Annotated in this window: 22 protein-coding genes, 1 tRNA gene and 1 pseudogene; 12 read left to right on the forward strand and 12 right to left on the reverse strand. The window is 67.0% G+C overall.

The genetic code is table 11. From position 1 onward, the window contains the following. Nucleotides 1–197: 197 nt before the first annotated feature. From Q9235_RS14815 to Q9235_RS14825, 4 genes and pseudogenes are all read right to left on the reverse strand, one after another. Nucleotides 198–1,181: a site-specific integrase gene (locus tag Q9235_RS14815; RefSeq protein WP_306222537.1), complete on the reverse strand. Its 984-nt coding sequence runs from the start codon at nt 1,179–1,181 to the stop codon at nt 198–200. 57 nt (nt 1,182–1,238) lie between these two features. Next, nucleotides 1,239–1,382: pseudogene (locus Q9235_RS26850) on the reverse strand (DUF6538 domain-containing protein); the annotation flags it as partial. A gap of 70 nt (nt 1,383–1,452) precedes the next feature. Continuing rightward, nucleotides 1,453–1,529: transfer RNA gene (locus Q9235_RS14820), tRNA-Arg, on the reverse strand. Nucleotides 1,530–1,788: 259 nt separating this feature from the next. Continuing rightward, nucleotides 1,789–1,998, reverse strand: a complete 210-nt coding sequence (locus Q9235_RS14825) for a hypothetical protein (protein ID WP_306222538.1) — start codon at nt 1,996–1,998, stop codon at nt 1,789–1,791. Between the two features lie 244 nt (nt 1,999–2,242). Here Q9235_RS14825 and ykgO point away from each other — a divergent pair, with 244 nt between their 5' ends. Then, nucleotides 2,243–2,368, forward strand: a complete 126-nt coding sequence (gene ykgO / locus Q9235_RS14830; RefSeq protein ID WP_038363015.1) for a type B 50S ribosomal protein L36 — start codon at nt 2,243–2,245, stop codon at nt 2,366–2,368. Nucleotides 2,369–2,508: 140 nt separating this feature from the next. After that, nucleotides 2,509–3,162: a tetratricopeptide repeat protein gene (locus Q9235_RS14835; RefSeq protein ID WP_306222539.1), complete on the forward strand. Its 654-nt coding sequence runs from the start codon at nt 2,509–2,511 to the stop codon at nt 3,160–3,162. Between the two features lie 134 nt (nt 3,163–3,296). On the opposite strand, the gene pyk is transcribed toward Q9235_RS14835, so the two are convergent. The 3 genes from pyk to Q9235_RS14850 all read right to left on the reverse strand — a co-directional run bounded on the left by pyk (nt 3,297) and on the right by Q9235_RS14850 (nt 6,630). Next, the gene (gene pyk, locus Q9235_RS14840) at nt 3,297–4,736 is read right to left on the reverse strand and encodes a pyruvate kinase (protein ID WP_306222540.1); all 1,440 of its coding nucleotides are present in this window, start codon (nt 4,734–4,736) and stop codon (nt 3,297–3,299) included. Nucleotides 4,737–4,909: 173 nt separating this feature from the next. After that, entirely contained in the window at nt 4,910–5,353 is a 444-nt protein-coding gene (locus Q9235_RS14845; protein WP_306222541.1) for a DUF1036 domain-containing protein, read from the reverse strand. Between the two features lie 2 nt (nt 5,354–5,355). After that, nucleotides 5,356–6,630, reverse strand: a complete 1,275-nt coding sequence (locus Q9235_RS14850; RefSeq protein WP_306222542.1) for a glycerate kinase type-2 family protein — start codon at nt 6,628–6,630, stop codon at nt 5,356–5,358. A 293-nt stretch (nt 6,631–6,923) separates the two neighbouring features. Between Q9235_RS14850 and Q9235_RS14855 the strand changes: the two genes are divergently transcribed. Then, complete coding sequence (locus Q9235_RS14855) at nt 6,924–7,166, forward strand: DUF2312 domain-containing protein (protein WP_061971296.1); 243 nt, start codon at nt 6,924–6,926, stop codon at nt 7,164–7,166. A gap of 121 nt (nt 7,167–7,287) precedes the next feature. Here the strand turns inward: Q9235_RS14855 and Q9235_RS14860 are convergent, their stop codons facing one another. After that, nucleotides 7,288–7,875, reverse strand: a complete 588-nt coding sequence (locus tag Q9235_RS14860; protein ID WP_306222543.1) for a nitroreductase family protein — start codon at nt 7,873–7,875, stop codon at nt 7,288–7,290. A gap of 187 nt (nt 7,876–8,062) precedes the next feature. Here Q9235_RS14860 and Q9235_RS14865 point away from each other — a divergent pair, with 187 nt between their 5' ends. Both Q9235_RS14865 and Q9235_RS14870 read left to right on the forward strand, forming a co-directional pair. Beyond that, nucleotides 8,063–9,007, forward strand: a complete 945-nt coding sequence (locus Q9235_RS14865; RefSeq protein WP_306222544.1) for a LysR family transcriptional regulator — start codon at nt 8,063–8,065, stop codon at nt 9,005–9,007. 125 nt (nt 9,008–9,132) lie between these two features. Beyond that, on the forward strand, nt 9,133–9,741 hold the full coding sequence (locus Q9235_RS14870) for a glutathione S-transferase family protein (protein WP_306222545.1): 609 nt from the start codon (nt 9,133–9,135) through the stop codon (nt 9,739–9,741). Between the two features lie 2 nt (nt 9,742–9,743). Here Q9235_RS14870 and Q9235_RS14875 read toward each other — a convergent pair whose 3' ends face one another. The 3 genes from Q9235_RS14875 to Q9235_RS14885 all read right to left on the reverse strand — a co-directional run bounded on the left by Q9235_RS14875 (nt 9,744) and on the right by Q9235_RS14885 (nt 15,236). Beyond that, complete coding sequence (locus Q9235_RS14875; protein WP_306222546.1) at nt 9,744–11,540, reverse strand: peptidoglycan L,D-endopeptidase MepK; 1,797 nt, start codon at nt 11,538–11,540, stop codon at nt 9,744–9,746. A gap of 176 nt (nt 11,541–11,716) precedes the next feature. Beyond that, nucleotides 11,717–13,633, reverse strand: a complete 1,917-nt coding sequence (locus Q9235_RS14880; RefSeq protein WP_306222547.1) for a L,D-transpeptidase family protein — start codon at nt 13,631–13,633, stop codon at nt 11,717–11,719. 106 nt (nt 13,634–13,739) lie between these two features. Continuing rightward, nucleotides 13,740–15,236 carry a sigma-54-dependent transcriptional regulator gene (locus tag Q9235_RS14885; RefSeq protein ID WP_306222548.1) on the reverse strand — a complete coding sequence of 499 codons (1,497 nt, stop codon included), beginning with the start codon at nt 15,234–15,236 and terminating at the stop codon, nt 13,740–13,742. A 200-nt stretch (nt 15,237–15,436) separates the two neighbouring features. Between Q9235_RS14885 and Q9235_RS14890 the strand changes: the two genes are divergently transcribed. After that, complete coding sequence (locus Q9235_RS14890; RefSeq protein ID WP_306222549.1) at nt 15,437–17,278, forward strand: M3 family oligoendopeptidase; 1,842 nt, start codon at nt 15,437–15,439, stop codon at nt 17,276–17,278. Nucleotides 17,279–17,436: 158 nt separating this feature from the next. Here the strand turns inward: Q9235_RS14890 and Q9235_RS14895 are convergent, their stop codons facing one another. After that, nucleotides 17,437–18,972: an outer membrane beta-barrel protein gene (locus Q9235_RS14895; protein WP_306222550.1), complete on the reverse strand. Its 1,536-nt coding sequence runs from the start codon at nt 18,970–18,972 to the stop codon at nt 17,437–17,439. A 150-nt stretch (nt 18,973–19,122) separates the two neighbouring features. Between Q9235_RS14895 and Q9235_RS14900 the strand changes: the two genes are divergently transcribed. The 6 genes from Q9235_RS14900 to Q9235_RS14925 all read left to right on the forward strand — a co-directional run bounded on the left by Q9235_RS14900 (nt 19,123) and on the right by Q9235_RS14925 (nt 26,220). Further along, nucleotides 19,123–20,097 carry a KpsF/GutQ family sugar-phosphate isomerase gene (locus Q9235_RS14900; protein WP_306222551.1) on the forward strand — a complete coding sequence of 325 codons (975 nt, stop codon included), beginning with the start codon at nt 19,123–19,125 and terminating at the stop codon, nt 20,095–20,097. A gap of 145 nt (nt 20,098–20,242) precedes the next feature. Further along, a complete protein-coding gene (locus Q9235_RS14905) occupies nt 20,243–20,662 on the forward strand; it encodes a MerR family transcriptional regulator (RefSeq protein WP_306228280.1) in 420 nt (139 codons plus the stop codon). A 287-nt stretch (nt 20,663–20,949) separates the two neighbouring features. Next, a complete protein-coding gene (locus Q9235_RS14910) occupies nt 20,950–24,288 on the forward strand; it encodes a helicase-related protein (RefSeq protein ID WP_306222552.1) in 3,339 nt (1,112 codons plus the stop codon). A 144-nt stretch (nt 24,289–24,432) separates the two neighbouring features. Next, on the forward strand, nt 24,433–24,741 hold the full coding sequence (locus Q9235_RS14915) for an RNA-binding S4 domain-containing protein (protein ID WP_306222553.1): 309 nt from the start codon (nt 24,433–24,435) through the stop codon (nt 24,739–24,741). 170 nt (nt 24,742–24,911) lie between these two features. Beyond that, nucleotides 24,912–25,247, forward strand: coding sequence for a ferredoxin FdxA (fdxA, locus tag Q9235_RS14920; RefSeq protein WP_265056525.1), 336 nt, complete (start codon nt 24,912–24,914; stop codon nt 25,245–25,247). Nucleotides 25,248–25,623: 376 nt separating this feature from the next. Beyond that, nucleotides 25,624–26,220, forward strand: coding sequence for a CarD family transcriptional regulator (locus Q9235_RS14925; protein WP_306222554.1), 597 nt, complete (start codon nt 25,624–25,626; stop codon nt 26,218–26,220). Nucleotides 26,221–26,254 lie beyond the last annotated feature (34 nt).

Genomic DNA, 26,254 nt, shown 5'->3' on the forward strand with positions numbered 1-26,254 from the left:
GCTCAAGCGCGGCATCACCCATCACGAGGCCAACGCCTCGCCCGGTTGACCAGAGCCCATTGCGTCGCGCCCTCGCGCCCGCCATAACCCGTTGAACTTGCTCGCTCAGCAAGGAGGAAGGCAGGCGTCGATCGATTTCGGGCGCGCCATTTTCTTCCTGCCAAACGTCCTCCAAGTGTTTGAGCGGCAAGCGGTTTTCACCGTTTGACCGTACTTGGAGCTTGAAGCTCGATGAGCTTCATCCACCGATGTTTCACTTCCAGGGTGTAGCCAGAGCCGTATCGGTGACCGACCCCTTGGGTTGTCCAGCCGCCGATTGCATCAACGATATCCGCCGGGCACTCGGCAACGCGCAGCCGATCGCGGAGACTGTGTCTGAAGGAGTGGACGACGCAGCCTTCGGGCAGTCGAGAACGCAGCCACTTGTTGAGAGAAGCGCTCGCCGAGTTGGCATTCACGTCGGTCAACGTCGCGTATCGCGGGAATAGCAGTCTGCCGTGCGCGCTACCGGCAAGCCGCCGGGCTGCCGCTAATGATGCGCCGACAAGGGGCACACTCCTCGTGCTCGATGCTGTTTTGAGCGAACGCCAAGGATGGGGTTTGAGGGCGACATGCGGAACGCTCGCATGAAGCTTCAAATCTTCCTTCACCAGCCCCAGAGCTTCAGCCAACCGTAGGCCGGTGTCGCTGATCAGTGCGATCAGCAGGCGGTTGTCGTCATCAATATCCAAGCAAGTGTTCTGCACAGAGCGAATCACGTTGCTGGGGATTGGGGGGCGAACCGTTCTGGTCCCAACCTCGGGGATGAAGGTGCCGGAGAACGGGTTGGCACAAGCCAGCCCGTGTTCTGAGATCGCCAGATTCACCGACGCTCGGACCGTCGCGAAGACCCGCTTGATCGAGCTTGTCGTCAGCTTCTTGGCGATAAGGAAGTCGCGGAAACGGCCCGCGTCTGAACGGTTGAGTTCGACGATCGAGGCATTGCCGAGGCTTTCGACCACATAGCGGAGATGACGGTCGGCATAGGCTTTGAAGCCCTTGCCTTTCCCTGACCCTTTCAGCCGACGATAGAGATCGCCTGCTTCGGACAGTGTCACAGACGGTCCGGCTTCCATGGTCGGCTTCGATGTGGGGCGGAACGACGAAGCGGCGACGGGCCGCAGGACACCTTCGAGCAGCATATGCGCCCAGACCGTCTCCAACTGTGAAGACAGCGCCTGGGCGGATTTCCTCGCCTGCGGGAGCGAGCGCGTGTGCAGGCAGGTGACTATGCGGGGCTTATCGAAGCGAGCTTGGAGCGACTTTGGAACCCTCCGCGTGAAGTAAAAAACTCCGCGCTTCGTGAAGGTATAAATCGCATTTTGGTCTACCACTTGGTACACTCCAAGTACGGTCAAACGGTGAAAACCGCTTGCCGCTCAAACACTTGGAGGACGTTTGGCAGGAAGAAAATGGCGCGCCCGAAAGGATTCGAACCTCTGACCCTCAGATTCGTAGTCTGATGCTCTATCCAGCTGAGCTACGGGCGCGTCTCAGAGCGTCATGACGCGTTGCGTCCGGCCTGATGACGGGGGAGATAGCCGGTCCGTTTTGTCTTGGCAACCCTCAAAATCGAGAAGTCATCGAATTGTTGTGAGCGCGTACGGAGACGACTCCGGCCGACGCCGTAGAAGCCGGGTATCGATCTGTCGCCCCGGCGCGACGATCAACGCGCATCCCGGCTCGGCCGGGATGCGCGCGCTGCAAGCGGCCGCCTCGGACGGCCTTGTCGATGCCGGTAGTGCCGGATCAGCGCGTCGCGCGTCGCGTCGCACGCACGACTGAGGGGCCGGAGACGGCGCCGGCAGCGCCGCCGACGACTGCGCCCACCGGGCCGGCCACGACCGCGCCGGTTCCGGCGCCGACGGCAGCGCCGCCGATACGTTGTTCCACCGTGTTGCCGCAGGCGCCGAGCATCAGCGTCATGGCGAGGGTCGAGAGAAGCAGGGGCAGGCGCATGGATGGTCTCCGTGTGAGCGAGGATCTAAACGCCATTCTGTCGCTCAGGTTCCCATGGTGCAAAAGCGGATTTCCTGCGGAGCGGATCGCGATCCCACTTGCGATCCACGGAAAAATCCGTATACAGCCGGCATCGCATCAGTCGCACCATTGCATGGGCGGGGAGAACCGTTGAGGTTCGCGTCGCAGACTGAAGGTTTTTGACCGGCCCATCTCACACGGGCGGGCCGATGGAGTTGAGACGATGAAGATCCGTAATTCGCTGAAGTCGCTGCGTGCGCGTCATCGCGACAACCAGCTCGTGCGCCGCAAGGGCCGCGTCTACATCATCAACAAGGTCCAGAAGCGCTTCAAGGCGCGTCAGGGCTGAGACGTCGCGCGGCTCCTGCCGCGCGGGTGCCTCTGTTGGGATTTTGAAGAGCGGGACGCCGATGGCGTGCCCGCTCTTTGCGTTGCGCGCTCGCCCGGCTGTGATTTGACGGGGCGGCGGCTCGGGCTAGAGTTGCGGGCATGATCCGTTTTCGCATCGCGCCTGCCGTCTTCGCGCTGCTGCTGGGCTTGGCCGGCCCGCTCGCGGTTGGTGAGGCCTTCGCCCAGCCCGTGCCGCCGTCGCGGCCGGGCACCGTCGCGCCCGATGACAAGGCCGACAATCCGGTCACGCCCAGCACGCCCCAGCGCAGCCCGGCTGCGACGCTGGAGCGGCTGTTCCAGCGCCTGCACGATGCCGCCACGCAGGAAGAGGCCGAGGGCGTCGCCCGGCTGATCCAGCGGCGCTGGGCCCGCTCCGGCTCCGACACGGCGGACCTGCTGATGACCCGTGCCCAGCAGGCGCTGAAGGACAAGCAGAACGAGCTCGCGATCGAACTGCTCGACCGCGTCATCAGCCTGCAGCCGGACTGGGCGGAGGCCTGGAACCAGCGCGCCAATGCGCTTTATCTGATGGGCGATTCGATCCGCTCGATGCTCGATATCGGCGAGACGCTGAAGCGTGAGCCGCGCCATTACGGCGCGATGATGGGGCTCGGCATGATCCTGCGCCAGCAGGGCGACGACAAGGCCGCGATGAAGGCCTTCCGCAAGGCGCTGGATATCTATCCGCAGTTCGATGCGGTGAAGAAGGCCGTCGATTCGCTGAAGACGGATGTCGACGGCCGCGACGCCTGAGTACCGGAAATCTCGGCCGTCATGCGCGGGCTTGGCCCGAGCATCTCATTCCGGGAGGGGGCTTCTCGACGAGGCCTGACCTGAAGAGATTCTCGGGTCTGCGCTGCGCTTCGCCCTCGAATGACGTTCCGGCCTCACGCCTTCTCGACATGCTCCTGTGCGACGAAGGCGATGCGGACCATGTTGGTCGCGCCCGGCGTCCCGAAGGGCACGCCCGCGACGACGATGATCCGGTCGCCGAGCTTGGCGTAATGCTCGCGCACCGCGAATTTGCAGGCGCGGAAGGCCATGTCGTCGGCGTCGCTGGCATCCTTGGTGACGATGGCATGGACACCCCAGACCAGCGTCAGGCGCCGCGCCGTGGCGCGGTTGGGGGTCAGCGCGATCACCGTCGAGTTCGGGCGCTCGCGGGCGATGCGGAAGGCGGTCGAGCCCGACGAGGTCCAGGCGCAGATCGCCTTGAGGTTCAGCGTCTCGGCGATCTCGTGGGACGCCTTGGCGATGGCGTCGGCGCCGGTGGCCTCGGGCTCGTTGCGCTGCGATTCGAGGATCGAGCGGTAGACCGCGTCGTTCTCGACCTCCTCGGCGATGCGGTTCATCATCGTCACCGCCTCGACCGGGTACTGGCCGGCGGCGCTCTCGGCCGAGAGCATGACGGCGTCGGCGCCTTCGAAGACGGCTGTGGCGACGTCGGAGACTTCGGCGCGGGTCGGCACCGGGCTGGTGATCATGCTCTCGAGCATCTGGGTCGCGACGACGACCGGCTTGCCCTTGAGGCGGGCCATGCGGGTCAGGCGCTTCTGCGTGCCCGGCACCTTCTCCAGGGGCATCTCGACGCCGAGATCGCCGCGGGCGACCATGATCGCGTCGGAGGCTTCGATGATCTCCTCCATCCGCGCCACGGCCTGCGGCTTCTCGATCTTGGCGAGCGCCAGCGCGCGGCCGCGCACGATCTTGCGCAATTCCGCCATATCCTCGGGCCGCTGCACGAAGGAGAGCGCGATCCAGTCGACACCGACCTCGGCCGCGACCTCGGCATCGGTGCGATCCTTGTCGGTCATGGCGGAGACGGCGATGGTGGTGTCGGGCAGGCTGACGCCCTTGCGCGAGGAGAGGCGCCCGCCAACCAGAACCTTGGTCATCGCTTCCTTCGGGGAAGCCTTCTCGACGACGAGGCGCAGTTTGCCGTCGTCGAGGATGAGGTGGTGGCCGGGCTCGAGGGCGCTCAGAATCTCGGGATGGGGGAGGTGGACGCGCTTGGCATCGCCGGGGGCGGGATCGGAATCGAGCGTAAATCGCGCGCCCTTTTCCAGCATCACGCCGCCGTCGCCGCCGAACTGGCCGACGCGCAGCTTCGGGCCCTGCAGGTCGGCGAGGATGCCGACCGGACGACGGAACTTGCCCTCCAGCCCGCGCAGCATCGCGACCTTTTCGCTGAGCGTCTCGCGCTGGGTATGGCTCATGTTGATGCGGAAGACGTCGACGCCGGCGGCGAACAGCTTTGCGCACATCTCCTCGGTCGCGGAGGCGGGCCCCAGGGTGGCGATGATCTTGATCCGGCGTTCGCGCTTCATTGTTCTTGCCCAGCGGCCGACAAGCCCGTATGGCCCCGGCCGCACCCTTTCGCTCGTTCTGGAGCGCGGTCAGCCCGTCGCCGGGGCCTCGCTTCCGTTTCTTGTCCGCAAGGTCGGTTGACCCTGCGTCGGTCGTCTACCTTATGCCGAGACTTTCGCCCGGCGTAAGCCGGTCAGGGCCTGGGAGCCGTGCCGCCGCTCGTGTCGGTGAGCTGGATCGTCCAGCTCTTCTGCTCACCGGTATCGACCTCGAAGAAGCCGGCGCGGTCATAACCGCGGGCAAGGCAATCCTCGATGCCCCGGATCGTGAACTCCTTGTTGCGCACGCACATGACCGATTTGCCGGTCCACTCGCCGCCCTTGTCGTAATCGACGGCGTGAACGTAGTAGAAGCGCGCCGCCAGCGTGCCGCGCAGCAATGTCTCGCAGCCGCGCGGACTGATGTTCCACCAGCCTTCGGTGATCCAGCCCTGCGCGTCGCGATAGCCGATCGACACGCCGATGCGGCTCGACGTGGTGTTGCACATGCGCAGGTCCGCCTTCGCCGGCGCCACGCCTCCGAGGAATGCGGCGGCGAAGAAGGCGAGGGGGAGGATCGTTCGAGGAGAGCCCGGCATTCTCACGGTTCGATCAGGATCACGCGGCAGTCGTTGACATTGGTCAGCGTCGGTCCCGGCTGCAGCAAATCGCCAAGCGCTTCGAAGAAGCCGGTCGAATCGTTGTCGGCGAGGGATCGGGCGGGATCAAGGCCGATCTCGGCGGCGCGGGTCAAAGTCTGGGGATCGACAAGCGCGCCGGCCGGGTCTGTCGCCTCGCCGCCGCCGCCATCGGTGCCGTCGGTATCGCCGGAGAGCGCGACGATGCCGGGCTCGCCTGCGAGTGCGATCGCCAGCGCCAGCGCATATTCCTGGTTGGGGCCGCCGCGGCCGGAGCCGAGCAGGGTCACGGTGAGCTCGCCGCCGGAGAGGATCGCCGCGCGCTTGCCTTCGCGCTTCAGGCGCCGGGCGAGATCGGCATGAGCGGCAGCGACATCGCGTGCCTCGCCTTCGAGATCGGCGCCGAGGTCATGCACAGCATAGCCGGCGGCTTCCGCAACGGCACGGGCCGCCGCCAGCGCGTCGGCCGGGCGGGCGATGATGCGGTACTCGCTATTGGCGAAGGCGGGGTGGCCGGGCTTCGGCGTCTCGTTGCCGGGATCGTCCAGAAGCGCGCGGGCGGCAGGCGGCAGGTCGAGCCCGTAGCGGGCGACGATGGCGCGGGCTTCCGCTGTCGTGCTGGGATCGGCGACGGTCGGGCCTGAGGCGATCGCGGTGGGCTCGTCGCCGGGGACGTCGGAAATGGCCAACGTCAGCAGTCGCGCCGGGGCGGCGGCCAATGCGAGCCGGCCGCCCTTGATCCGCGAGAGCCGCTTGCGGACGACATTCATCTCGCCGATCGGCGCGCCGGAGCGCAGCAGCGCCTTGTTGACCGCCTGCTTCTCGGCAAGTGCGAGGCCGCCGGCCGGGGCGACCCAATTGGCCGAGCCGCCGCCCGAGAGCAGGACGAGCACGAGGTCGTCAGCCGTCGCGGAGGCCGCCAGCGCCAGCGCCCGCTCGGCGCTGTCGATGCTGCCCTGGTCGGGAACGGGGTGGCCGGCCGCGACCATCGGGATGTGCCGGGTGGGGGCGGTATAGCCGTGGCGGGCGACGGCATGCCCGAGGAGGCGTTCCGGCGGAAAGCCCTGGTCGAGATAATGCGCCTCGGCCAGCGCGGTCATGCTGCCGGCGGCCTTGCCGGCTGCGAGCAGGATCAGGTGCCCGGTCGCGGGCGGCGCGGGCAGATGCTGCGGCAGGCTGCCGGCAGGATGGGCACGGGCGACGGCGGCATCGAAAATCGCGCGGGCGGTTGCGCGCATTGTTCCGATTTCGGCGGTGGAATGAGGCACGCCGCGCGGCTCCCTTGCGTCCCGGCCGCTTCGCGGCTCGCTCCTTGTCCCTGTTGTAGGGTGACTTGGATACGCCGTCATCCATCGCCTGCCGGTCTAGTCATACTTTTCGGGAGAATTGTGCGGCCGGCATCGGCAAGGCGTTCGGCGATGCGGCATCAGGACTGTTGAGGGCGGCCGGCCATCGGCCAGTTCGGTCTTGACGGGCGCCCCTCATCCGGGCGAACGCTGCCCGCCAATTTCGTACCCGAGAAGGTTATCAGATGGACGATCCGGTTGCTGGCGACCAGCTCAAGAGCATCGTCGAGCGCATCGAGCGGCTCGAGGAAGAGAAGAAGACGATCGCCGACGATATCAAGGAGGTCTATGCCGAGGCCAAGGGCACCGGCTACGACGTCAAGGTGCTGCGCAAGGTCGTGGCGCTGCGCAAGCGCGACCTCGACGAGCGCAAGGAAGAGGAAGCGATCCTCGACCTCTACCTGCAGGCGGTGGGCGAGACCGCGTAAGCGGTTTTCCACGCGGACATGAAAAAACCCCGCATCGGTTTCCCGATGCGGGGTTTTTCGTTGGACAGGAGACTCAACGGCCTCCGGCTGGAGGCCCGCGTCGGGCCTTGCCCGGTCTCTGTCAAGCGTGGGTGCGGAAGCGGATCTCGTCGTCGATGAAGGTCTTTTCCGCGAAGCCGGCCTCGTTGGCGCCGAAAGGCATCTGGGCGGTGAGCTTCCAGGACGACGGAATGTTCCATGCCTTGGCAGCCTCCGCGTCGACGAGCGGATGATAGTGCTGGAGGCTTGCGCCGATGCCGGCATCGGCCAGCGCGGTCCAAACCGCCAACTGCGCCATGCCGGTCGAATGTTCCGACCAGATCGGGAAGTTGTGCGCATAGAGCGGGAAGCTCGTCTGGAGGGCCTGCACGGGCTCCTGATCCTCGTAGAACAGTACCGTTCCGGCGCCGCTTGCGAAACTATCGATCTTCTTGCTCGTGCCCTCGAAATCGGCCGCGGGCACGACCGCGCGAAGCGCCTCCTTGGTGATGTTCCAGAACTTGTCGCTCTCCTTCCCGAACAGGATGACCGCGCGGGAGCTCTGCGAATTGAAACTGGAAGGCGACAGGCGGATCGCCTCGCGGATCAGGCCATCCACCTGGGCTTCGGAAACCGGCAACGTCTTGCCGAGTGCGTATTGCGTGCGGCGCTTCTTGAGTTTGTCGAGCATGGCGTCCTCATCCTTGAATGCGGTTCGCCCGGCAGGACGACCGGGCGGGCTCGTTTCTCGAAGCCCGGCTCCGGATCCCCCACCGGCGAAAGCAGGGTTGATCTTTGATGAGGGAGAGGTAGCGGTTCACTTCCTGCACCAGAACCCTCATAATGGGAACCAAACTGTTGCTGTGGGAGGAACGCCGATGGCGGAGCTCGACGATATCCGGAGCTTCATCGCCGTGGTCGAGGCCGGTGGCTTCGGCCGCGCCGCGCAGACGCTGGGGCTGGCGAAGTCGATCGTCAGCCGGCGGGTGAGCCGGCTGGAGGAGGAACTCGGCACGCGCCTGCTCAGCCGCACGACGCGGGGCGTCGCCGCGACCGAGGCCGGGCTCGAGTTCAAGGCGCGCAGCGAGCGCATCCTGGCGGAGCTGGAGGAGGCGCGGGAGGCGGTGGCGCAGAGGGCCGGCGGTGTCGCCGGGCGCCTGCGATTGGCCATGCCGATGACCTTCGGCAACCGGCATGTCGCGCCATTGCTCGGCGAGCTCGCGCAGATGTATCCACGGCTCGAAATAGACGTGCAGGCAAGCGACCGCTATGTCGACCTGATCGGCGAGCGCTTCGACGCCGCGATCCGGATCGGTTCGCTCAAGGATTCCAGCCTGATCGCCCGGAAGATCGCGCCGGTCCACGCGACCGTCGTGGGCAGCCCGGCCTATTTCGAGCGGCGCGGACGCCCGGCCATTCCCGCCGATCTCAACGACCATGACTGCCTGCTCTATAGCGGCACGAACGATCAGGACTGGGTGTTCCGCACGGGCAAGCGCTGGATCACGGTCAGACCGCCCGGCCGGATGCAGTCCGACAGCGGCGACACGCTGCTCTCATGGGCCGTGGCGGGGCTGGGGCTCGCGGTTCTACCGACCTTCATCGCCTCGGACGCGATCCGCTCCGGCGCGGTCGAGCCGATCCTGCTGGATTATCCGATGCCGACGCGGGCGCTCCATGTCGTGCGCCCGCCCGGCGCCTATGTGCCGGGCAAGGTCCGGGTGCTGATCGACCTGCTGGTCGAGCGCTTCGGCGGAACGCCCTATTGGGACCCCTGCCAGATGGCCGCGCATGAACGAGGCCGAGGCTCGACGAGCCGTTGAGCGCCCAGCTCACGCCCACCCCGAAGCCTGAGCATCAAGCGGCGTGATCCTGCGCATCACGTGAATTCGCGTGGCTTTGCGGCCTGGCTTCGGCACTCTCCCGCCGTCTTGAAACGGAGGTCGCGATGCTACTCGTGGGAATGCTGGATAGCCCCTATGTCCGCCGTGCGGCGATCACCGGGACCTTGCTGGAGGTGCCGTTCGAGCATCGCTCGGTCTCGGTGTTCCGGCACATGGCCGAATTCCAGGCGATCAACCCGCTGATCAAGGCGCCGACGCTGGTCACGGATGACGGCATCGCCATCAGCGAATCCCTGCTGATTATCCAGCATTTCGAGGATGTCGCGGGACGTTCGCTACGCCCGCTCGAAGGCGTGGCGCGGCGGCGCGATCTGGCGCTGACCGGTATCGGCATCGTCGCCGCCGACAAAGCGGTCTCGATCGAATACGAGCGCAAGCGGCCCGAGGCGCAGCGCTACACGCCCTGGCAGGAGCGCATCGTCGCCCAGTTGCATGTCGCGCTCGACCTGCTCGATGCGGCGGCGAAGGAGGGCGAATTGACCGCAGGACCGGAACTCCTGCCGAGCGATATCGCTGCCGCCATCGCCTGGGGCTTCTGCCGTTTCGTGATCCCGGAATTCGCGCCGGAGGAGCGCTGGCCGGCTCTGGCCGGACAGGCGCGCGCCTGCGAGGCGCTCGACGTGTTCAAGGCCTGGCCGATAGACCGGGAATAAGCTCAGTTCTGGACGAAATTCGTCGGCAGCGGACGGACAGCCGGGCCGGAGAAGGTGCCGGGCTTGGCGTCGACCGGGTCGGCATGGCTGAAGCCGAGTGCCGCGGCCGGGCTCGGGCCGGCGATCGGCGCACCCGACGGGCCGGCGGCCCTGGCGCGGGCGGTCGCGACATTGACCGGTTTGCCCGGCGTGCTTGCGGTGCGCGAGACGGCGGCGAACAGGGAGTTCAGGCCGCCGCGATCCATCTCGGCGGTATCCTCGGGCTCTTCCGGGACCGGAACGGAGCGCTGCGTCACGGTCGCGAAGCTGACGCCGCCTTCGCGCGGGCGCACCGGCGGCAGCGAGGCGGTGACAAGGCGCCCTTCGCTGGCCTGGGCGAGAGCCTCCGGAGCGCTGGTGCCACGCAGCGAGGCGATCGCGGCGTCGGCGAGAGCGGTCGGCCGCATCGGCGGCAGCGGGGCGTTAATCGGCTGGCCCGCGACGACGATCTCGCTCGGGCTGGCAACCTCGCCGGGGCGGCGTGGCGGCAGGGAGGCGAGCACCAGCTTCTGCTCGGGCTGAGGCGCGAAGGCGAGCGCGCCGCCGGCCGCGGGCAGCGCGGCGATCTGGACGGGCGCGCCGTCATCCGCGGGCAGTGACAGGCCACGCGGACGCGCCAGCGGCAGTGGCGCGTCGATCAGTTGCGGCCGGATCTCCTGCGGGCCACGCTGGGGCGCGGCGGCTGCCACCTGAGCCGGGGCCTGCGGGGCGGGAGCGGGTTGCGGCGGAGCGGCATTGACCTGCGGCGCCAAACGTTCCGAGCGCTCGCGCGTCAGCGCGCGCATGGCAGGCTCGGCCTGTTGTTGCTGTCCCAGGACGACGGCGAGGCGGCCGCCATCCGGCGAATTCGCATCGCCATAGGCGTTGGTGTTGGCATAGGCCATGACCGTCGGCTGCTGGCGCGGCGCGGCGCGGCGGCCGCGCGCGGCCGGGCGGGCATCGGCCTCCTCGTCGTCGCCGCCGAAGAGCGACGCCCAGAGGCTCTTGCGGCCCGACGCCATGACGGCGCCCTCGTCGAGCTCGGCGGTGGCATAGCCGGCGACGGCGCCGCCGCCGGACAGGATTTCCGCCTTGGCGAGCTCATAGCCGCCGAGTGGCTGGCCGTCGGCCGGCAGATGCACGGTTTTCTCGTCGGGAAAGAGCCGCACGAGCTGGTCACGCGTCATGCGCGGCCAGGAGCGGACCGAGCCGACATCGAGATGCACGAAGGGCGTATGCGCGTTCGGATAGAAGCCGACGCCGCCGCGCTGAAGCCGCATGCCGATTTCGCGGATGCGGGCGGTCGGCGTATCCGGCAGGTAGAAATCCATTGCCTTGCCGAGCATGTGCTGGCTGTTCTTGGCGACGGCCCGCGACCGGCGACGCAGCATCGCGTTGGTGCCGGGGGCGCGATAGGAGGAAACGACGTGGAAGGGCTGGTCGGAGCCGAGCTGGCGCTGGACCTCCCAGACGACGTCGAAGAGCCGCGGGTCCATGCGGGTCGGCTCGTCAGTGCGCCAGTCGCGCAGGGCCCAGTTCAGTTTCTCCAGCGCAGCGCCGTCGTAGCGGCCGTCACGCTTGAAGGTGACGGTCGTATCTTCCTTCGTATGCATGTGCCGGATGGTGATGGTGCGGGTATCGCCGTTGGCGGCGGCATTCTGCGTGCCGCGGATACCGACCAGCGATGCCACCAGAGCCAGGCCGAGCGCCAGCGCCTTTCGCGCGGTCGGCTTGATGCCGGACGGCGCGCATCCTGCAAGCGTGGCGATTGTCCTGCCCAATCTGTCTGACCCGTCTCGGTGCCCCCGCCGAAGCGGTGCGATAAACGTGAACGAACAGTTGCGGAGAAGCGTTAACGTCTCGTTAGCGAGCCGGCAATCGCGACGCCGAGAATTTCTTCCGGAAGGGGGCTAAAGTCGGATCATGGCGAAAAGGTGCCCATGGGTGAGGGCCCCGTTCAGCCGCCCTGCTGCTCCAGAGCCTGCCGGACCAGCCTGTGGAAACCATAGACATCGTCGAAGCGGGTGATCTGCCCGTCATCGCCGACAACGATGGTGTTGTAGACGAGGTGGATCGGCAGAGGCTGCGGCAGGTTGATGCGGCGCTCGCCCGAGCCGATCAGGCGCTTCAGTCGCTCATGCGACCATTCCGGGCCGAGCACCTGGTCTGCCAGCGCGAAGGGATTCTCGACGCGGACGCAGCCATGGCTGAGCGCGCGGCGCTCTCCGGCGAAGAGGCGGCGATTCGGGGTGTCGTGCAGGTAGACGGCATGCTCGTTCGGGAACATGAACTTGATCCAGCCGAGCGCGTTGCGCTCGCCCGGGGGCTGGCGCACCGAGATGCCGCCGCCCTTGGTCCGGGTCACGACATAGCCGCGCTTGGCGGCATATTCCGGATCGGCCGCGAGACCGGGCAGGAACTCCTTCTTCAGGATCGAGGGCGGCACGTACCAGGACGGGTTGACGACGACGTGGTCCATCTTGTGCGAGAAGATGGGTGTGGCCGAATCCGGCTTGCCGATGATGGCGCGGGTCTCGTACACGACCTTGCCGGAGCGCATGACGCGCACGCGCATCTCCGGGATGTTGGCGATGATATGGTCGGTGCCGAGGTCGGGCGGCAGCCAGCGCCAGCGCTCCATCTGCGCGACGATATCCTCCTCGCCGCGCGCACTCGCGGGTTTGCCGAGCGCGGCCAGCGTGCGCTCGCTCAGGATGCCGTTGGCGGGCAGGCCGGCTTTCTTCTGGAAATCGGTCAGGGCCAGCGCGGTTGAGCGGTCGAAGACGGGCTCTTCGCTCGGGCCCAGGCCGAGGCGGGCGCGCACCAGCGGGACGCGCTCGTCACGCATGCCGAGCTTGAGCGGCGGGCCGGCGGGGATGCGCACCAGCGGCGTGTCGTCGAGATGCTCGCGCATCTCCGCCAGCTTGGCCTTGAGGCGGCGATAGCCTTCATGCGGCGGATTGTAGGCCGCGAGCACGGCGCCGGCGTCATTGGCACCGGCAAGCTCCGAGAGCACCTCGGTCGCGGAGGGCAGGTAGAGCGTCGGAGTGATCAGCTTCGAGAGCTGGCGCGGGTTGAGCCGGCCGCCCCGCGCGTCGCGGGCATAGAGCACGGCGATGGCCGAGAGGCGGATATCGGCCTCGGCGAGCTTGGCCTTGTCGCTCGCCTCGAAGGCGGGCAGGCCATAGTCGTTCGGGCGCAGGCCATCCTCGGCCGCACGGCCGAGCTGCGTCGCGATGTGCTTGCCGGCCTCGTTCCAGCCTTTGGCGCCAACCCAGAACGGGCGGTTCTCATTGGCCTTGTAGGCGGCGGCGATCTCGTTGCGCTCGCGCTCGCCGAGGCGGCGCAGCATCAGGGCTTCGGGCAAGGCGGCGGCGATCGCGGCGGAGAACTCGGAGCCCGGCGGCAATTCGACGGCGACCTTCGGCACATCCGGCAACGGCACCAGTGGCTCGACGGTGCGCAGCGGCCCGCCTTGCGGGGCGATCTCGACCGGTTCCGGTGATTTGACGACAGGGGTCAGGGCCGGGTCGGCCGCCGGCATCTCGACGGCGGGAATATCGAGCGTGACTGCTTCCTCGGTGGTGTCGAGGGGGGCGGCTGCATCCTGCTTCGTCGGGTCCTGCGGGCGGCTGCCGGGCGTCACCGTGCCTGTGGCGATCTCGGCATCGGCGGAGGGGATAGCGGCGGTCGCTGCCTGCGCGGCGGGAGCTTGCGGCGCCACATCGGGCAGCCTGAGCTCCGGCTGCTCGGGCAGCGGGATGCCGAGTGTCGCATCGGTGTTGAGAGGGGTCTCGGCGCTAAGCGGGAGGCATCCCAGGATGATGGCCAGGGCGGATGCCGAGGTCAGTTTCGCCCATTGGCGAGGACGCATGGTCGCTATCCCGATTGCTGCCGAACCCCGCCATTCCTGCGTGACTCGGCTGGTTGAGACAAGATGCGGCGGCGCAACAGACCGCCTCATTTCGATTGGTCGCGGTTCAGGCCGCGTCGGTTTCATCGCCGTTCGATTCGCTCTCGATCAGCCCGTAATCCTTGAGCTTGCGGTAGAGCGTCGAACGGCCGATGCCGAGCTTGCGCGAGACCTCGGACATGTGGCCGCGGTAATGCGCGAGCGCGAAGGTGATGATCTCGCGTTCGAGATCGTCGAGCTTGCGCATGTCGGAGCCAGTGACGAGATCGAGCGCGTTGGGATCGCGCACCGGCATCTGGATGATGCGCGGCGGCGGCTCGCCTTGCGCATCGGGGCGTGCGAGCGGGGCAGGGGCCGGCGGAATGCGGACCTCGTAGCCGTCCATCTGCGCGGCGATCTGCGGGAATTCGGTGGTGTCGAGCTCGGGGCCATCAGCCAGGACCACGGCGCGGAAGACCGCGTTCTCGAGCTGGCGGACATTGCCCGGCCAGTCATAGCCGGTGATCAGGGCCGCGGCCTCGGCGGTGAGCCCGGTAAGCTTGCGGCCCTCCTCGGCGGCGAAGCGGGCGAGGAAACCACGCGCGAGATCGGCGATGTCCTCGCGGCGCTGGCGCAAGGGCGGCAGCGTGATCGGGAAGACGTTGAGGCGGTAGTAGAGGTCCTCGCGGAACTCGCCGCGCTTCACCTGGTCGAGCAGGCTCTTGTTGGTGGCCGAGATCAGGCGGATGTCGACGCGCACCGATTTCTTGCCGCCGACGGGGTCGACCTCGCCCTCCTGAATGGCGCGCAGCAACTTGACCTGCGCATCGAGCGGCAATTCGCCGACCTCGTCAAGGAAGAGCGTGCCGCCATTGGCCTCGACGAACTTGCCGAGATGGCGCTCGGTCGCGCCGGTGAAGGCGCCCTTCTCATGGCCGAACAGGATGGATTCGACGAGATTATGCGGGATCGCACCGCAATTCACGGTGACGAAAGGCTTGCCCTTGCGGTCGCTGGAGCCCTGGATCGCGCGCGCCAAAACCTCCTTGCCGACGCCCGACTCGCCCTCGATCAAGATCGGGATGTTCGATTTCGCCGCACGCTCGGCCAGGCGCACGACGCGGGCCATGTCGGGACTCTTGGTCGCGAGGTCGCGGAAGCCGAGCGTGTTCGAGGCGCGGCGCTTGATGTGGCGCAGTTCATGTTCGAGCGCGCCGAGCTTCAGCGCATTGCGCAGCGAGACCTGCAGACGCTCGGCGCCGACCGGCTTGACCACGAAATCGACGGCGCCCGCTCGCATAGCAGTGACCACGGTCTCGATCGAGCCGTTGGCGGTCTGGACGATGACGGGAATCTCGATGCCGCGTTCGCGCAACGCCGCGAGCACGCCCATGCCGTCAAGACCGGGCATGTTGAGATCGAGCACGACCGCGCTGAAGCGCTCGCCCTCCGGTACTCCGAGCAGGGCCAGTGCCGCATCGCCGTTCTCGGCGCTGGCGACATCATAGCCGAAGCGCTTCAGCATGGCGTCGAGCAGGCGGCGCTGGACGGGGTCGTCATCGACGATGAGGACGGTGTCGGTCATGGCACCTCGAAAGCCCGTGCAACATGAAAGAAATCTTGGACGCAGGCGGAATCACCTGTTCCGTTCTGGGGCATGGTCGGCCAGAAGGGTTAAGCGGGGTTTAAGCTGCGGCCGAAGGCAGCGGTGCGACCGCCGTTGATCGCTTGGCCTGTGCCGGCCTAAGGATAGGGCTGGTTTCAGTTCGCAGAGGTATCGAGCGAATGGGTTTTCATGACACCGTCCTGCGTTCCGCCGCCAAGGCGGGGGCGGCAAAATCGGTCCAGACCACCGACGATCTGCCGGAATGGGACCTGACCCATCTTTATCCCGGCACCGAATCACCGGAGTTCAAGGGCGATCTCGAACGCGGCCTCGTGGAAGCGCAGGCGCTGGCCGGCAGCTATCGCGGCAAGCTCGCGGAACTCGCGGCAGCATCCGACGGCAGCCAGACGCTGGCGGCCGCGGTGAAGAGCTATGAAGGCCTCAGCGATCTGCTCGGCCGGATCGGCGCCTATGCCGGCCTAGTCTATTCCGGGGACACCACCGATCCGCAGCGCGCCAAGTTCTATGGCGACACGCAGGACAAGCTGAACGCCGCGATCACCGAACTCCTGTTCTTCGAGCTCGAACTGAACCGGATCGAGCCGAACCTGCTGGCGAAGGTCGCTGCCCAGGCGCCGCTATCGCACTGGAAGCCGTGGCTGGAGGACCTGGCCAAGGACAAGCCGCACCAACTCGACGACCGGATCGAGGCGCTGTTCCACGAGAAGTCGATGACGGGTTCTGCCGCCTGGAACCGGCTCTTCGACGAGACAATCGCCTCGCTCCGCTTCACCGTCGATGGCGAGGAGCTGACGCTCGAACTCACGCTCAACAAGCTGCAGGACAGCGATGGCGAAGTGCGCCGCAAGGCGGCGGAAGCGCTGAGCACGGTGTTCCGCAAGGAGCTCCGCATCTTCGCGCTGATCACCAATACGCTGGCCAAGGACAAGGAAATCTCCGACCGCTGGCGGAAATTCGAGGATGTCGCGGATTCCCGGCATCTCGCCAACCGGGTCGAGCGAGAAGTGGTCGATGCTCTCGTCGCTGCCGTGCGCGAAGCCTATCCGCGCCTGTCGCATCGCTATTACCGGCTGAAGGCGAAGTGGTTCGGCCGCGAGGAGCTGGACTTCTGGGATCGCAACGCGCCGCTGCCTCAGGTCGAGCAGCGCACGATTCCCTGGACCGAGGCGCGCGAGACCGTGCTCTCGGCCTATGGCGCCTTCTCGCCGGAGATGGCGGCGATCGCCAAGCGCTTCTTCGACGAGCGCTGGATCGACGCGCCGCCGCGTCCGGGCAAGGCGCCGGGTGCCTTCGCGCACCCCACGGTGCCGTCCGCGCATCCGTATGTGCTGCTGAACTACCAGGGCAAGCCGCGCGACGTGATGACATTGGCGCATGAGCTCGGCCATGGCGTGCATCAGGTGCTGGCGGCGCCGAACGGAGCCTTGATGGCGCCGACGCCGCTGACGCTGGCCGAGACGGCGAGCGTCTTCGGGGAGATGCTGACCTTCCGCAAGCTGCTCGACTCGACCAATGACAAGAAGCAGCGCAAGGCGATGCTGGCGGCCAAGGTCGAAGACATGATCAACACAGTGGTGCGCCAGATCGCCTTCTATACCTTCGAGCGCAAGGTCCATGAAGCCCGCCGCGAGGGCGAGCTGACGCCGGAAGCGCTCTGCGAGATCTGGATGAGCGTGCAGGCGGAGAGCCTCGGCCCGGCGATCCGGCTGTCGGCAGGGTATGAGCCCTATTGGTGCTACATCCCGCACTTCATCCATTCGCCTTTCTACGTCTATGCCTATGCCTTCGGAGATTGTCTGGTGAACTCGCTCTACGGCGTCTACCAGAACGCCGCCGAGGGCTTCCAGGAGCGCTATTTTGCGCTGCTCTCGGCCGGTGGCAGCAAGCCTTATGGCGAATTGCTGGCGCCCTTCGGCCTCGACGCGAAGGACCCGGGCTTCTGGCAGATCGGCCTTCGGATGATCGAGGGCATGATCATCGAGCTGGAAGGGATGGAGTGAGGGCGGGAACTGCCGCCGCCATAGCCGTCTAGCACGGGTCATCCCGGACAAGCGGCGATAGCGGCGCCGATCCGGAATCCACGCCTGAACCGTTCCGGCATGGACCCCGGATCTTCGCTTCGCTGCGCCCGGGATGACCGTCGTGGTGTGGCGAAGACCTAGAACTGCACCCTCAAGCCCACCAGCGAGACATTCGCGGTGTAGTCCGAGCCCTGCGCGGTCGAGTTCAGGCGCTCATGGGTGAAACTCGCGCGCACGGCGAAGGTACGCGTCAGCTTGTATTCGAGCCGCGCGCCGACATTGGTGTAGTCCTCGCGCAGGCCCTGGCCGTCATATTCGGTGCGGCTGAAATTGGTGAAGCCGGTGACGGTGAGGTTGCGGCGCAAGGCATGCGCCACTTCCAGCGTCGCGCGCCGCACCGTGGTGCCCGAGGAGCCGGCGATCGTGGTGTCGCCGAGCTCGGCGCCGCCGCGCAGCGTCACCGTGGTCAATGGCGTCGGCGACCACAGTACCGCCGCATCGCCGACGAAGCCGCGCAGGTTCTTCAGGCGCGTGTCGTCGTATTTCCGGTCCTGATAGCCGCCCGAGACCTCGCCGGTGAGCTGCTGGCTGATCTCGAAGGTCGAGCCGATCCGCCCGGTCACGCCGTTCGAGGAACGCATATAACCGCTGGAATCGCTCTTCTCGTCGAAATCGCGCTGGTCGATCTCGGCCTGGACGAAGGGTTTGAAGCCGGGCGTGACCTCATAAGCGGCGCGCAGACGCAGGCCGTACTGCGTCATGTTGCGGTCTTTCTGCGAGAGCACCGCGCCGTTCGACAGGCGGGCATCCTCGTAGTCGCTGCGGTCGACCGAGCCGCGCAGCGTCAGTTGCAACCGGTTGATGTCGTGGGTGACGCCGGCGGAGGCGCCATACTGGTAGATCTGCGGGCGGCCGGTGACGGCGGCGCTCAAGTCGGGTGAGCCCGGGCGCTGCGTGTCGAGCTTGACCCGTGATTCCAGGAGGATGCGGGTGTCGCGCGTCGCATCGAGCCGCAGGTCGAGATTGCCCTCGGCATCGGGGCGCGAAGCGTCCTTGGCGCGGAAGAATTCGAGATAGCCGCCGCGCAACTGACCCTTGAGCTCATGGACGTTCCAGTCGGACTGGATCGCCAGCTCGCCCTCGTGCCGGCTATAGGCTGAACCCTTTGCTCCAGGTGTCGATGTGCGTTGCGGATTGGTGTCGTAGCCGATCGAGTTGGTGATCGCCGGGCGCAAGGTTATCGAGCCGATCCGGATGCCGAGCGCGGCGTAAGGGTCTTCCTCGCTCGCCGGGCGACGCCGGGGCGGCGGCGGAGCGGGAGGGGGAGGCGGCGGCAGCACGGTGACGGCGGGTTGCGGCGGCCGGAACTGGCGCTGGGTGACGCCGCGAAGCGCCGGCGCCTGAATGGACTGGCTGGCGCGGGGAGGCTGGCGTCCCGAGACGGCCGAGCCCTGACGCTGGATCATGCCCGCCGGATCGCGAACAGCTTCCGGCTCGGCGGTGGCCGGTGTGAGGGCTGGCTGCGGGGCCGCGGGCTGCTGGGCAACGTAAGCCGGCGTGCCGGTCCTGAGATTGCCGCGCGGCATCTGCTGCGCCTGCGCTGCCGTATGGGCGAGCGCGAGCCCGGCCAGGGCCGTGCCGGACAGAAGCAGGGTCGTCACGCGGCCGGACACGGGCGTCGCAGGGCTCCAGAGGGCGGGGCGCGTCGATGGCGCGCTTGGTTAATGGAGTTAGAACGAACAGGGTTAAGGAGCCGTCAACGCTGTCTGGGCGTGTCGGCAGATGGTGGAAATGGCCGGCGTCGCCGTGCTACAGCGCCGGCCATGACAGCCGATATCCGCGACTCCGCCCTCCGCACCATCGCCACCGAGCGCGCCGGGCTCGACGCGCTCCACGACGCGCTGGCGAATGGATTGGGCGGGCCTTTCGCCGAGGCGATCGCGATGATCCGCGCCTCGAACGGGCGTGTGATCGTCTCCGGCATGGGCAAGTCCGGCCATGTCGGACGCAAGCTCACGGCGACGCTGGCTTCGACCGGCACGCCCGCGCATTTCGTCCATCCCGCCGAAGCGAGCCATGGCGATCTCGGCATGGTCCGGCCTGAGGATGTGGTGATTGCCTTGTCCTGGTCCGGCGAGGCGGTCGAGCTTGCCGCGCTCGTCGGCTATACCCGCCGCTTCCGTGTCGGGCTGATCGCGATCACCGCCAATGCCGAGAGCACGCTGGGCAAGGAAGCGGATATCGCGCTGGTCCTGCCCAAGGCGACGGAGGCCTGTCCGAACGGGCTCGCGCCGACGACCTCGACGACGATGCAGATGGCGCTTGGCGATGCGCTGGCCGTGGCGCTGCTGGAAGCACGCGGCTTCTCGCGGCAGGACTTCTTCGTCTACCACCCCGGCGGCAAGCTTGGCGCCCAGCTCAAGACCGTCGAGAGCATCATGCATCGCGGCGCCGACCTGCCGCTGATCGGGCTCGACACGCTGCTGCCCGATGTCATCGCGATGATCTCGGACAAGGGTTTCGGCTGTGCCGTGGTCATGGACCTGGATGGCAAGCTCGCCGGCGTCGTCACGGACGGCGACCTGCGCCGCAAGACGGCGATGGGCGGCGGCATCTCGCTCCGGGCGCGCGACATCATGTCGGCAAATCCGCGCCGCGTCGGTCTCGATACGCTCGCGGTCGAGGCGCTGGAGCTGGTCAACCGCAGCCGGATCACGGCGTTGATCGTGGTCGACGGCGAAGACCGCCCGGCCGGACTCGTCCATGTCCACGACCTCTTGGCGATGGGCGTTGCCTGATCGCGGGCGGCACGTCGCCAAACGCAACGCAGCTCCAGCTCCCCGCGTTTCATCACTTGCCGAGGGTATGCTGCTCTCCTATCTAAAGCTCCAGAAGCTATAGCTCTTGGAGGCTGTCATGACTGCTGCCGGCAAACTCGAACGCGTGATGCCCATCGGTGCGCTCGCCGATCGCACCGGGGTGAAGGTCGAGACCATCCGTTATTACGAGCAGGTCGGGCTCCTGCCGCCGCCTGAGCGTTCCGAGGGTAACCAGCGCCGCTATGGCCGGCGTCATGCCGAGCGGCTCGCCTTCATCAAGCATGCGCGCGATCTTGGCTTCGCGGTCGAGAACATCCGTACATTATTGAAGCTTTCCGACACGACCGGCATGGCCTGCGACGAGGCGCATGCGATCTCGGTCGCTCATCTCGACGAGGTCCGCGACAAGATCGCGAAACTGCGCTCGCTGGAGAAGGAGCTGGAGCGGATCGCGACCACCTGCTCGGGCGGTGTCGCGGCTTGTGATTGCGCCATCATCGAGGCGTTGGCCGATCATCGGCATTGCGACCAACTCCGTCATTGAGCGGTGCGGCAGGTCGGAAATCTGCTTTGCCCCTCGTCTCCGGGGTGAAAAGGCTTAAATAGGGTTTCTGCCGGGTGGCGTTGAGCACTGCCTGGCCACGCCAATCGGGAGGCCGCGATGACGACATGGCCCATGCCGCCGGGGAACGGACACCGAAAAGGGAACAAAACCCGATTCTGCCGGAGTCAGCGATTCGGCCCCGCTTCGTTCCAGACTCGTTCTTGCATGGTCGGCTTCTAAAACCTGCATCAACCCCGTCCACGCTCCCGCCCGCATGGGCGGGCGAGATGATCGGCTCTTTCGCCTTGCTTCCTTTTCGTTCGCTGCCGCCCGCCGCCCGCGCCAATAGCGTCACGGCCGTGCTGGGCCCGACCAATACCGGCAAGACCCATCTCGCCATCGAGCGCATGATCGCCCATCCCACCGGGATGATCGGCTTGCCGCTCCGCCTGCTCGCGCGCGAAGTCTACCAGCGCGTCGTCGACAAAGTCGGGCCGCAATCCGTCGCCCTCGTCACCGGCGAGGAGAAGATCAAGCCGGAGCGGCCGCGCTTCTGGGTCTGCACGGTCGAGGCCATGCCGCGCGACCTCGCGGTCGATTTCGTCGCGATCGACGAGATCCAGCTCGCTTCCGATCTCGACCGCGGCCATGTCTTCACCGATCGTCTGCTGAACCGGCGCGGCCGGGCCGAAACCATGCTGATCGGCGCCGCGACGATGAAGCCGCTGATCGAGCAACTCATGCCGGGCGTGAATGTCGTCACCCGTCCGCGTCTGTCGCAACTCACCTTCGCCGGTGACCGCAAGATCACGCGCCTCGCGCCGCGCTCGGCCATCGTCGCCTTCTCGGTCGAGGAGGTCTATGCGATCGCCGAGCTGATCCGCCGGCAGAAGGGCGGGGCGGCCGTGGTGCTGGGGGCGCTTTCGCCACGCACGCGCAACGCGCAGGTCGAGATCTACCAGTCCGGCGATGTCGATTATCTCGTCGCCACCGACGCGATCGGCATGGGGCTCAATCTCGACGTCAACCACATCGCCTTCGCCGCCGACAAGAAGTTCGACGGGCACCATTACCGCAAGCTCAACCCGGCCGAGTTCGGCCAGATCGCCGGGCGCGCCGGGCGGCATCTGCGCGACGGTACTTTCGGCACCAGCGGGCGCTGCCCGCCTTTCGACGCCGAGCTGGTCGAGTCGATCGAGAATCACCGCTTCGAGCCGATCCGCCAGATGCAGTGGCGCAATTCCGATCTCGACCTGCGTTCGGTCGGCGGCCTGCTGGACACGTTGAACCTTCAGCCATCCGAGCAGGGGCTGACGCGGGCGCTGATCGCCGAGGACATGACGACGCTGGAAGTACTGGCGCGGGACCCGGATATCGCGAAGCTCGCGCAGGGACGCGCCGCGGTGGAGCGGCTCTGGGAGGTCTGCGGGCTGCCGGATTATCGCAAGATATCGCCGATGCAGCATGCCGATCTCGCGACGACCCTGTATCTGCGATTGATGCGTCATGGCCGGCTCGACAGCGACTGGTATCAGGCGCAGCTTGCCGCGCTCGACCGCACCGATGGCGAGATCGATACGCTCTCGGCGCGGATCGCGCAGGTCCGGACCTGGACCTATGTCGCGAACCGTCCTGACTGGTTGCCTGATCCAGAGCATTGGCAGGGCATGGCTCGTCTTGTAGAGGACAAGCTGTCAGACGCTCTGCACGAGCGGCTGACCCATAGATTTGTCGATCGGCGCACCAGCGTGTTGATGCGCCGCTTGCGGGAGAATGCGATGTTGGAGGCTGAGGTCACCGCGACGGGCGACGTGCTCGTCGAGGGCCAGCATGTGGGGATGCTGCAGGGCTTCCGCTTCACGGCGGATCCAAAGGCCGGCGGTTCCGAGGTCAAGGCCCTGAACCTGGCGGCGATGAAGGCGCTCGGCTCCGAGATCGAGGCCCGTGCAGCGCGCGTCGTGCTCGCGGGCGACGATGCCTTCGTGCTGTCGCATGACGGGCTGGTGCGCTGGACCGGCGAGCCGGTGGCGCGCCTGACGGCCGGCGAGAAGGTTCTGGAGCCGCGCCTGCGCCTGCTCGTGGAAGAGCATCTCAATGGCCCGGCGCGCGAGCAGGTCGAGGGCCGGCTCAATCTTTGGCTGAAGAATCACATCACCAAGCTGCTCGGCGCCGTGCAGATTCTCGAAGCGGCCGAGAACGTCACCGGCATCGCGCGCGGCATCGCCTATCAGGCGGCCGAGGCGCTCGGCGTGCTCGAACGCTCCAAGGTCGGCGAAGAGATGAAGGCGCTCGATCAGGAAGGCCGTGCCGCGCTGCGTCAGCTCGGCATCCGTTTCGGCGCTTTCCACATCTACATGCCCGCGCTGCTGAAGCCCGCGCCGCGGGCGCTCGCCGCCCAGCTCTGGGCGCTGAAGCATGGCGGGCCTGAGACGGCCGGGCTCGACGACATCGCCCATCTCGCAGCGTCCGGCCGGACCTCCTTCCCGGTCGACAAGGCCGTGCCGAAGGGGCTCTACCGCGCCGCCGGCTACCGCGTCTGCGGCGAGCGGGCCGTGCGCGTCGACATCCTCGAACGCCTCGCCGATCTCATCCGCCCAGCGATCGCCTATCGTCCCGGCGTCACGCAGGGCACGCCGCCGGTTGGCGCCGCCGATCAGGACGGCTTCGTCGCCACCGGCGCGATGACCTCGCTCGTCGGCTGCGCGGGCGAGGATTTCGCTTCGATCCTGCGTTCGCTCGGCTATGTCTCGGTCAAGCGCCCGGGACCGGCGATCACCGTGCCGCTGGCGCCGCCCCCGGCCGCGACCGAGCCGGCACAGCCGGTCGTGGCTGCTGAGGCGGAGGCCGCTCCGGCAGAGGATGAAGCCGTCGAGGCCACCACTGCTGCGGAAGGCCCAAGCGAGCCTGCGGTCGCGCTCAACGCGGATGGTCTGACTGAGGGCGAGACTGTCGTCGTCGAGGCGCCGGCCGTTGAGACGGCGGATACGCCGATCCTGACCGAGGCGGAACTGGATGCGGCGCGCGAGCCCGTGCCTGCCGACGCCATGGTCGCGCTCCCGGCTGCCGCTGCCGAGGAGGCGACGTCCGTTGAAACCGTTGCCGAGGAAGCTCCTGCTGCCGAGGCCGCACCTGCCGAGCCCGAGTTGATCGAGGTCTGGCGGCCGCATCGCCATCAGGGCGGGCGCCGTCCCGAGCATGGCAATCCGCGTGGCCGCCGCGAGGGCGGCGAGCGCCGCGAAGGTGGCGAGCGTCGTGGCGGCGACCGGCCGCAGCGCGAAGGCCGCCCCGGTGGTCCACGTCGCGATGGACGGCCAGACAACCGGCCGGCGGCTGCCGCCGGCGAGGGCGCTCCGGCGCCGCGCCAGGATCCGCGTCCGCGGCAGGACGAGCGACCGCGTCGCGACGATCGGCCGCAGCGCCAGGATCGCCCCGAGGGCAATCGTGGTCCGCGTCCCGATTTCAAGCGCGATGGCCGCCCGGGCGGTCCGCGCCGCGACGAGCGGGGTGGAGCCGAGCGCTTCCAGCAGGCGCCGCGTCCGCGCCCGGCCAATCGCGAGCCGGACCCGGATTCGCCCTTCGCCAAGCTCGCGGCCCTCAAGGCCCAGCTCGAAGGCAGCAAGAACTGACGCTGTTGCCATTCCGCGTTTCTCCGAACCGCGGAATGGCAACAGCTCCTCGTGTTATCGCATGTTCGCTGACGCGGACCTTCGGTTCTTCACGCGAACCGGTGCCGACTTCGTTTGAAAATGCTTCAGGGAGGAGCGGGCCGTTTGCAGGACGATCGTCAGCGCCTCGACAAATGGCTCTGGTTCGCGCGCTTCGCCCGCAACCGCCCGATGGCCGTGCGCCTGGTGGAGGACGGTCATGTTCGTGTCGAGGGCCGCCGATGCGATAACCCGGCTCAGGGCATCAAGCTCGGGGCTGTACTGACGCTCGCCTTGCCGCACGCGACCATCGTGATCAGGGTCCTCGGCTTCGCCGAGAGGCGCGGCTCCTTCACGGTCGCCCAGCAGCTCTACGAGCGGCTCGACGGTGGCAGCGGCGATGCGTCGCTTGCGGAGGCCGGGGACGGGGATTAAATCCGCGCCCTGTCAGCCGACGGGCGCCGCAAGCGGGCCGGGGAATGAAATCTTCTCCACGGCGCCTCCCGAATGACAGATCGTTCTGCAAGAGATCACGAAAACGACCTTGAAACCTGCGCCGGGCAAGGGTTTATGGGGCTGTTTAGAAGTGTTGGAAGGGCCGACCCATGACCTATGTGGTCACCGAGAACTGCATCAAGTGCAAGTACATGGATTGCGTCGAGGTCTGCCCGGTCGACTGCTTCTATGAAGGCGAGAACATGCTCGTCATCCATCCCGACGAGTGCATCGATTGCGGCGTCTGCGAGCCGGAATGCCCGGCCGAGGCGATCAAGCCCGACACCGAGCCCGGCCTCGAAAGCTGGCTTCAGCTCAACGGCAAGTTCGCCGCAAGCTGGCCCAACATCACCCAGAAGAAGGACCCGCCGGCCGATGCCAAGGCGTTCGACGGGGTGGCCGGCAAGCTCGAGATGCTCTCGCCGGAACCGGGCGAAGGCGATTGATTCAGGCCGGTCTTTTCCGGCCGCGCTGCATTAACCACGACCTCGCCATGCCGCCGCAGGGGAGCGCCGTCCGGCGTTTACCTTTGATTCGGCGTGTTTTTTGTGCTACAAGCTAGCCTTAGTCGAAGTCGTTCCGCATGCCCCTGCGAGATTCCAGCAATCGGGGCGCCCCCAGAGATCAAAGACCATGAAAGGCCGGCTTCGACGCCGGGCTTTGATTGTCGTTCTCGCCGGGGCCCAATGAAACAATCGACTAGGGAGCGTGAGGCGGTGCGTTTTCACAGCGTCGCATCAGGCGGAAAGTCTCCTGCCGGCCGGCCGGGGACCAGATCATCACGTGCTCGCGTCGAGCGGGCCGGTCAGGAGTCGTAACGGCATGTCCACTGCGAAGAAAGCTGTTGTGCGCCAGGGTTTCAAGACGGGCGAGTACGTCGTCTATCCGTCCCATGGTGTCGGTCAGATCACGGCGATCGAAGAGCAGGAAGTCGCGGGTTTCAAGCTGGAACTGTTCGTTGTCAGCTTCGCCAAAGACAAGATGACGTTGCGTGTCCCCACCGCCAAGGCTGCCAGCGTCGGCCTGCGCAAGCTCGCCGATGCCGACTCCGTCGCCAAGGCGCTGACCACGCTCACCGGCCGCGCCCGCGTTAAGCGCACCATGTGGTCGCGCCGTGCTCAGGAATACGAAGCCAAGATCAATTCCGGCGATCTCGTCGCCATCGCCGAGGTCGTGCGCGATCTCTACCGTTCCGAGGCCCAGCCCGAGCAGTCCTATTCCGAGCGCCAGCTCTATGAGGCTGCCCTCGACCGCATGACCCGCGAGATCGCTGTCGTCGACGACGTCACCGAGACCGAGGCGCTCAAGAAGATCGAGGGCCAGCTCGCCAAGTCGCCGCGCCGTGCCGGCAAGGCCGAGGCTGAAGCCGAGGCGGACATGGAAGGCGACAACGACGATCTGGCGGAAGAGGCCGCCTGAGCGGTTTCGCCCCTCTATCGTTTCGAGAAACCCG

It is taken from the genome of Bosea beijingensis, assembly GCF_030758975.1.
Taxonomy (GTDB): domain Bacteria; phylum Pseudomonadota; class Alphaproteobacteria; order Rhizobiales; family Beijerinckiaceae; genus Allobosea; species Allobosea beijingensis.

Bases quoted from the DNA above. Each gene is read 5' to 3' on its own strand.
- Q9235_RS14890 (WP_306222549.1), top strand. From the start codon at position 15,437: ATGGGTTTTCATGACACCGTCCTGCGTTCCGCCGCCAAGGCGGGGGCG.
- Q9235_RS14845 (WP_306222541.1), bottom strand. From the start codon at position 5,353: ATGCCGGGCTCTCCTCGAACGATCCTCCCCCTCGCCTTCTTCGCCGCC.
- Q9235_RS14850 (WP_306222542.1), bottom strand. From the start codon at position 6,630: ATGCGCGCAACCGCCCGCGCGATTTTCGATGCCGCCGTCGCCCGTGCC.
- Q9235_RS14855 (WP_061971296.1), top strand. From the start codon at position 6,924: ATGGACGATCCGGTTGCTGGCGACCAGCTCAAGAGCATCGTCGAGCGC.
- pyk (WP_306222540.1), bottom strand. From the start codon at position 4,736: ATGAAGCGCGAACGCCGGATCAAGATCATCGCCACCCTGGGGCCCGCC.
- Q9235_RS14815 (WP_306222537.1), bottom strand. From the start codon at position 1,181: ATGCTGCTCGAAGGTGTCCTGCGGCCCGTCGCCGCTTCGTCGTTCCGC.
- Q9235_RS14825 (WP_306222538.1), bottom strand. From the start codon at position 1,998: ATGCGCCTGCCCCTGCTTCTCTCGACCCTCGCCATGACGCTGATGCTC.
- Q9235_RS14900 (WP_306222551.1), top strand. From the start codon at position 19,123: ATGACAGCCGATATCCGCGACTCCGCCCTCCGCACCATCGCCACCGAG.
- Q9235_RS14870 (WP_306222545.1), top strand. From the start codon at position 9,133: ATGCTACTCGTGGGAATGCTGGATAGCCCCTATGTCCGCCGTGCGGCG.
- Q9235_RS14885 (WP_306222548.1), bottom strand. From the start codon at position 15,236: ATGACCGACACCGTCCTCATCGTCGATGACGACCCCGTCCAGCGCCGC.
- Q9235_RS14865 (WP_306222544.1), top strand. From the start codon at position 8,063: ATGGCGGAGCTCGACGATATCCGGAGCTTCATCGCCGTGGTCGAGGCC.
- Q9235_RS14835 (WP_306222539.1), top strand. From the start codon at position 2,509: ATGATCCGTTTTCGCATCGCGCCTGCCGTCTTCGCGCTGCTGCTGGGC.
- Q9235_RS14910 (WP_306222552.1), top strand. From the start codon at position 20,950: ATGATCGGCTCTTTCGCCTTGCTTCCTTTTCGTTCGCTGCCGCCCGCC.
- fdxA (WP_265056525.1), top strand. From the start codon at position 24,912: ATGACCTATGTGGTCACCGAGAACTGCATCAAGTGCAAGTACATGGAT.
- Q9235_RS14860 (WP_306222543.1), bottom strand. From the start codon at position 7,875: ATGCTCGACAAACTCAAGAAGCGCCGCACGCAATACGCACTCGGCAAG.
- Q9235_RS14925 (WP_306222554.1), top strand. From the start codon at position 25,624: ATGTCCACTGCGAAGAAAGCTGTTGTGCGCCAGGGTTTCAAGACGGGC.
- ykgO (WP_038363015.1), top strand. From the start codon at position 2,243: ATGAAGATCCGTAATTCGCTGAAGTCGCTGCGTGCGCGTCATCGCGAC.
- Q9235_RS14880 (WP_306222547.1), bottom strand. From the start codon at position 13,633: ATGCGTCCTCGCCAATGGGCGAAACTGACCTCGGCATCCGCCCTGGCC.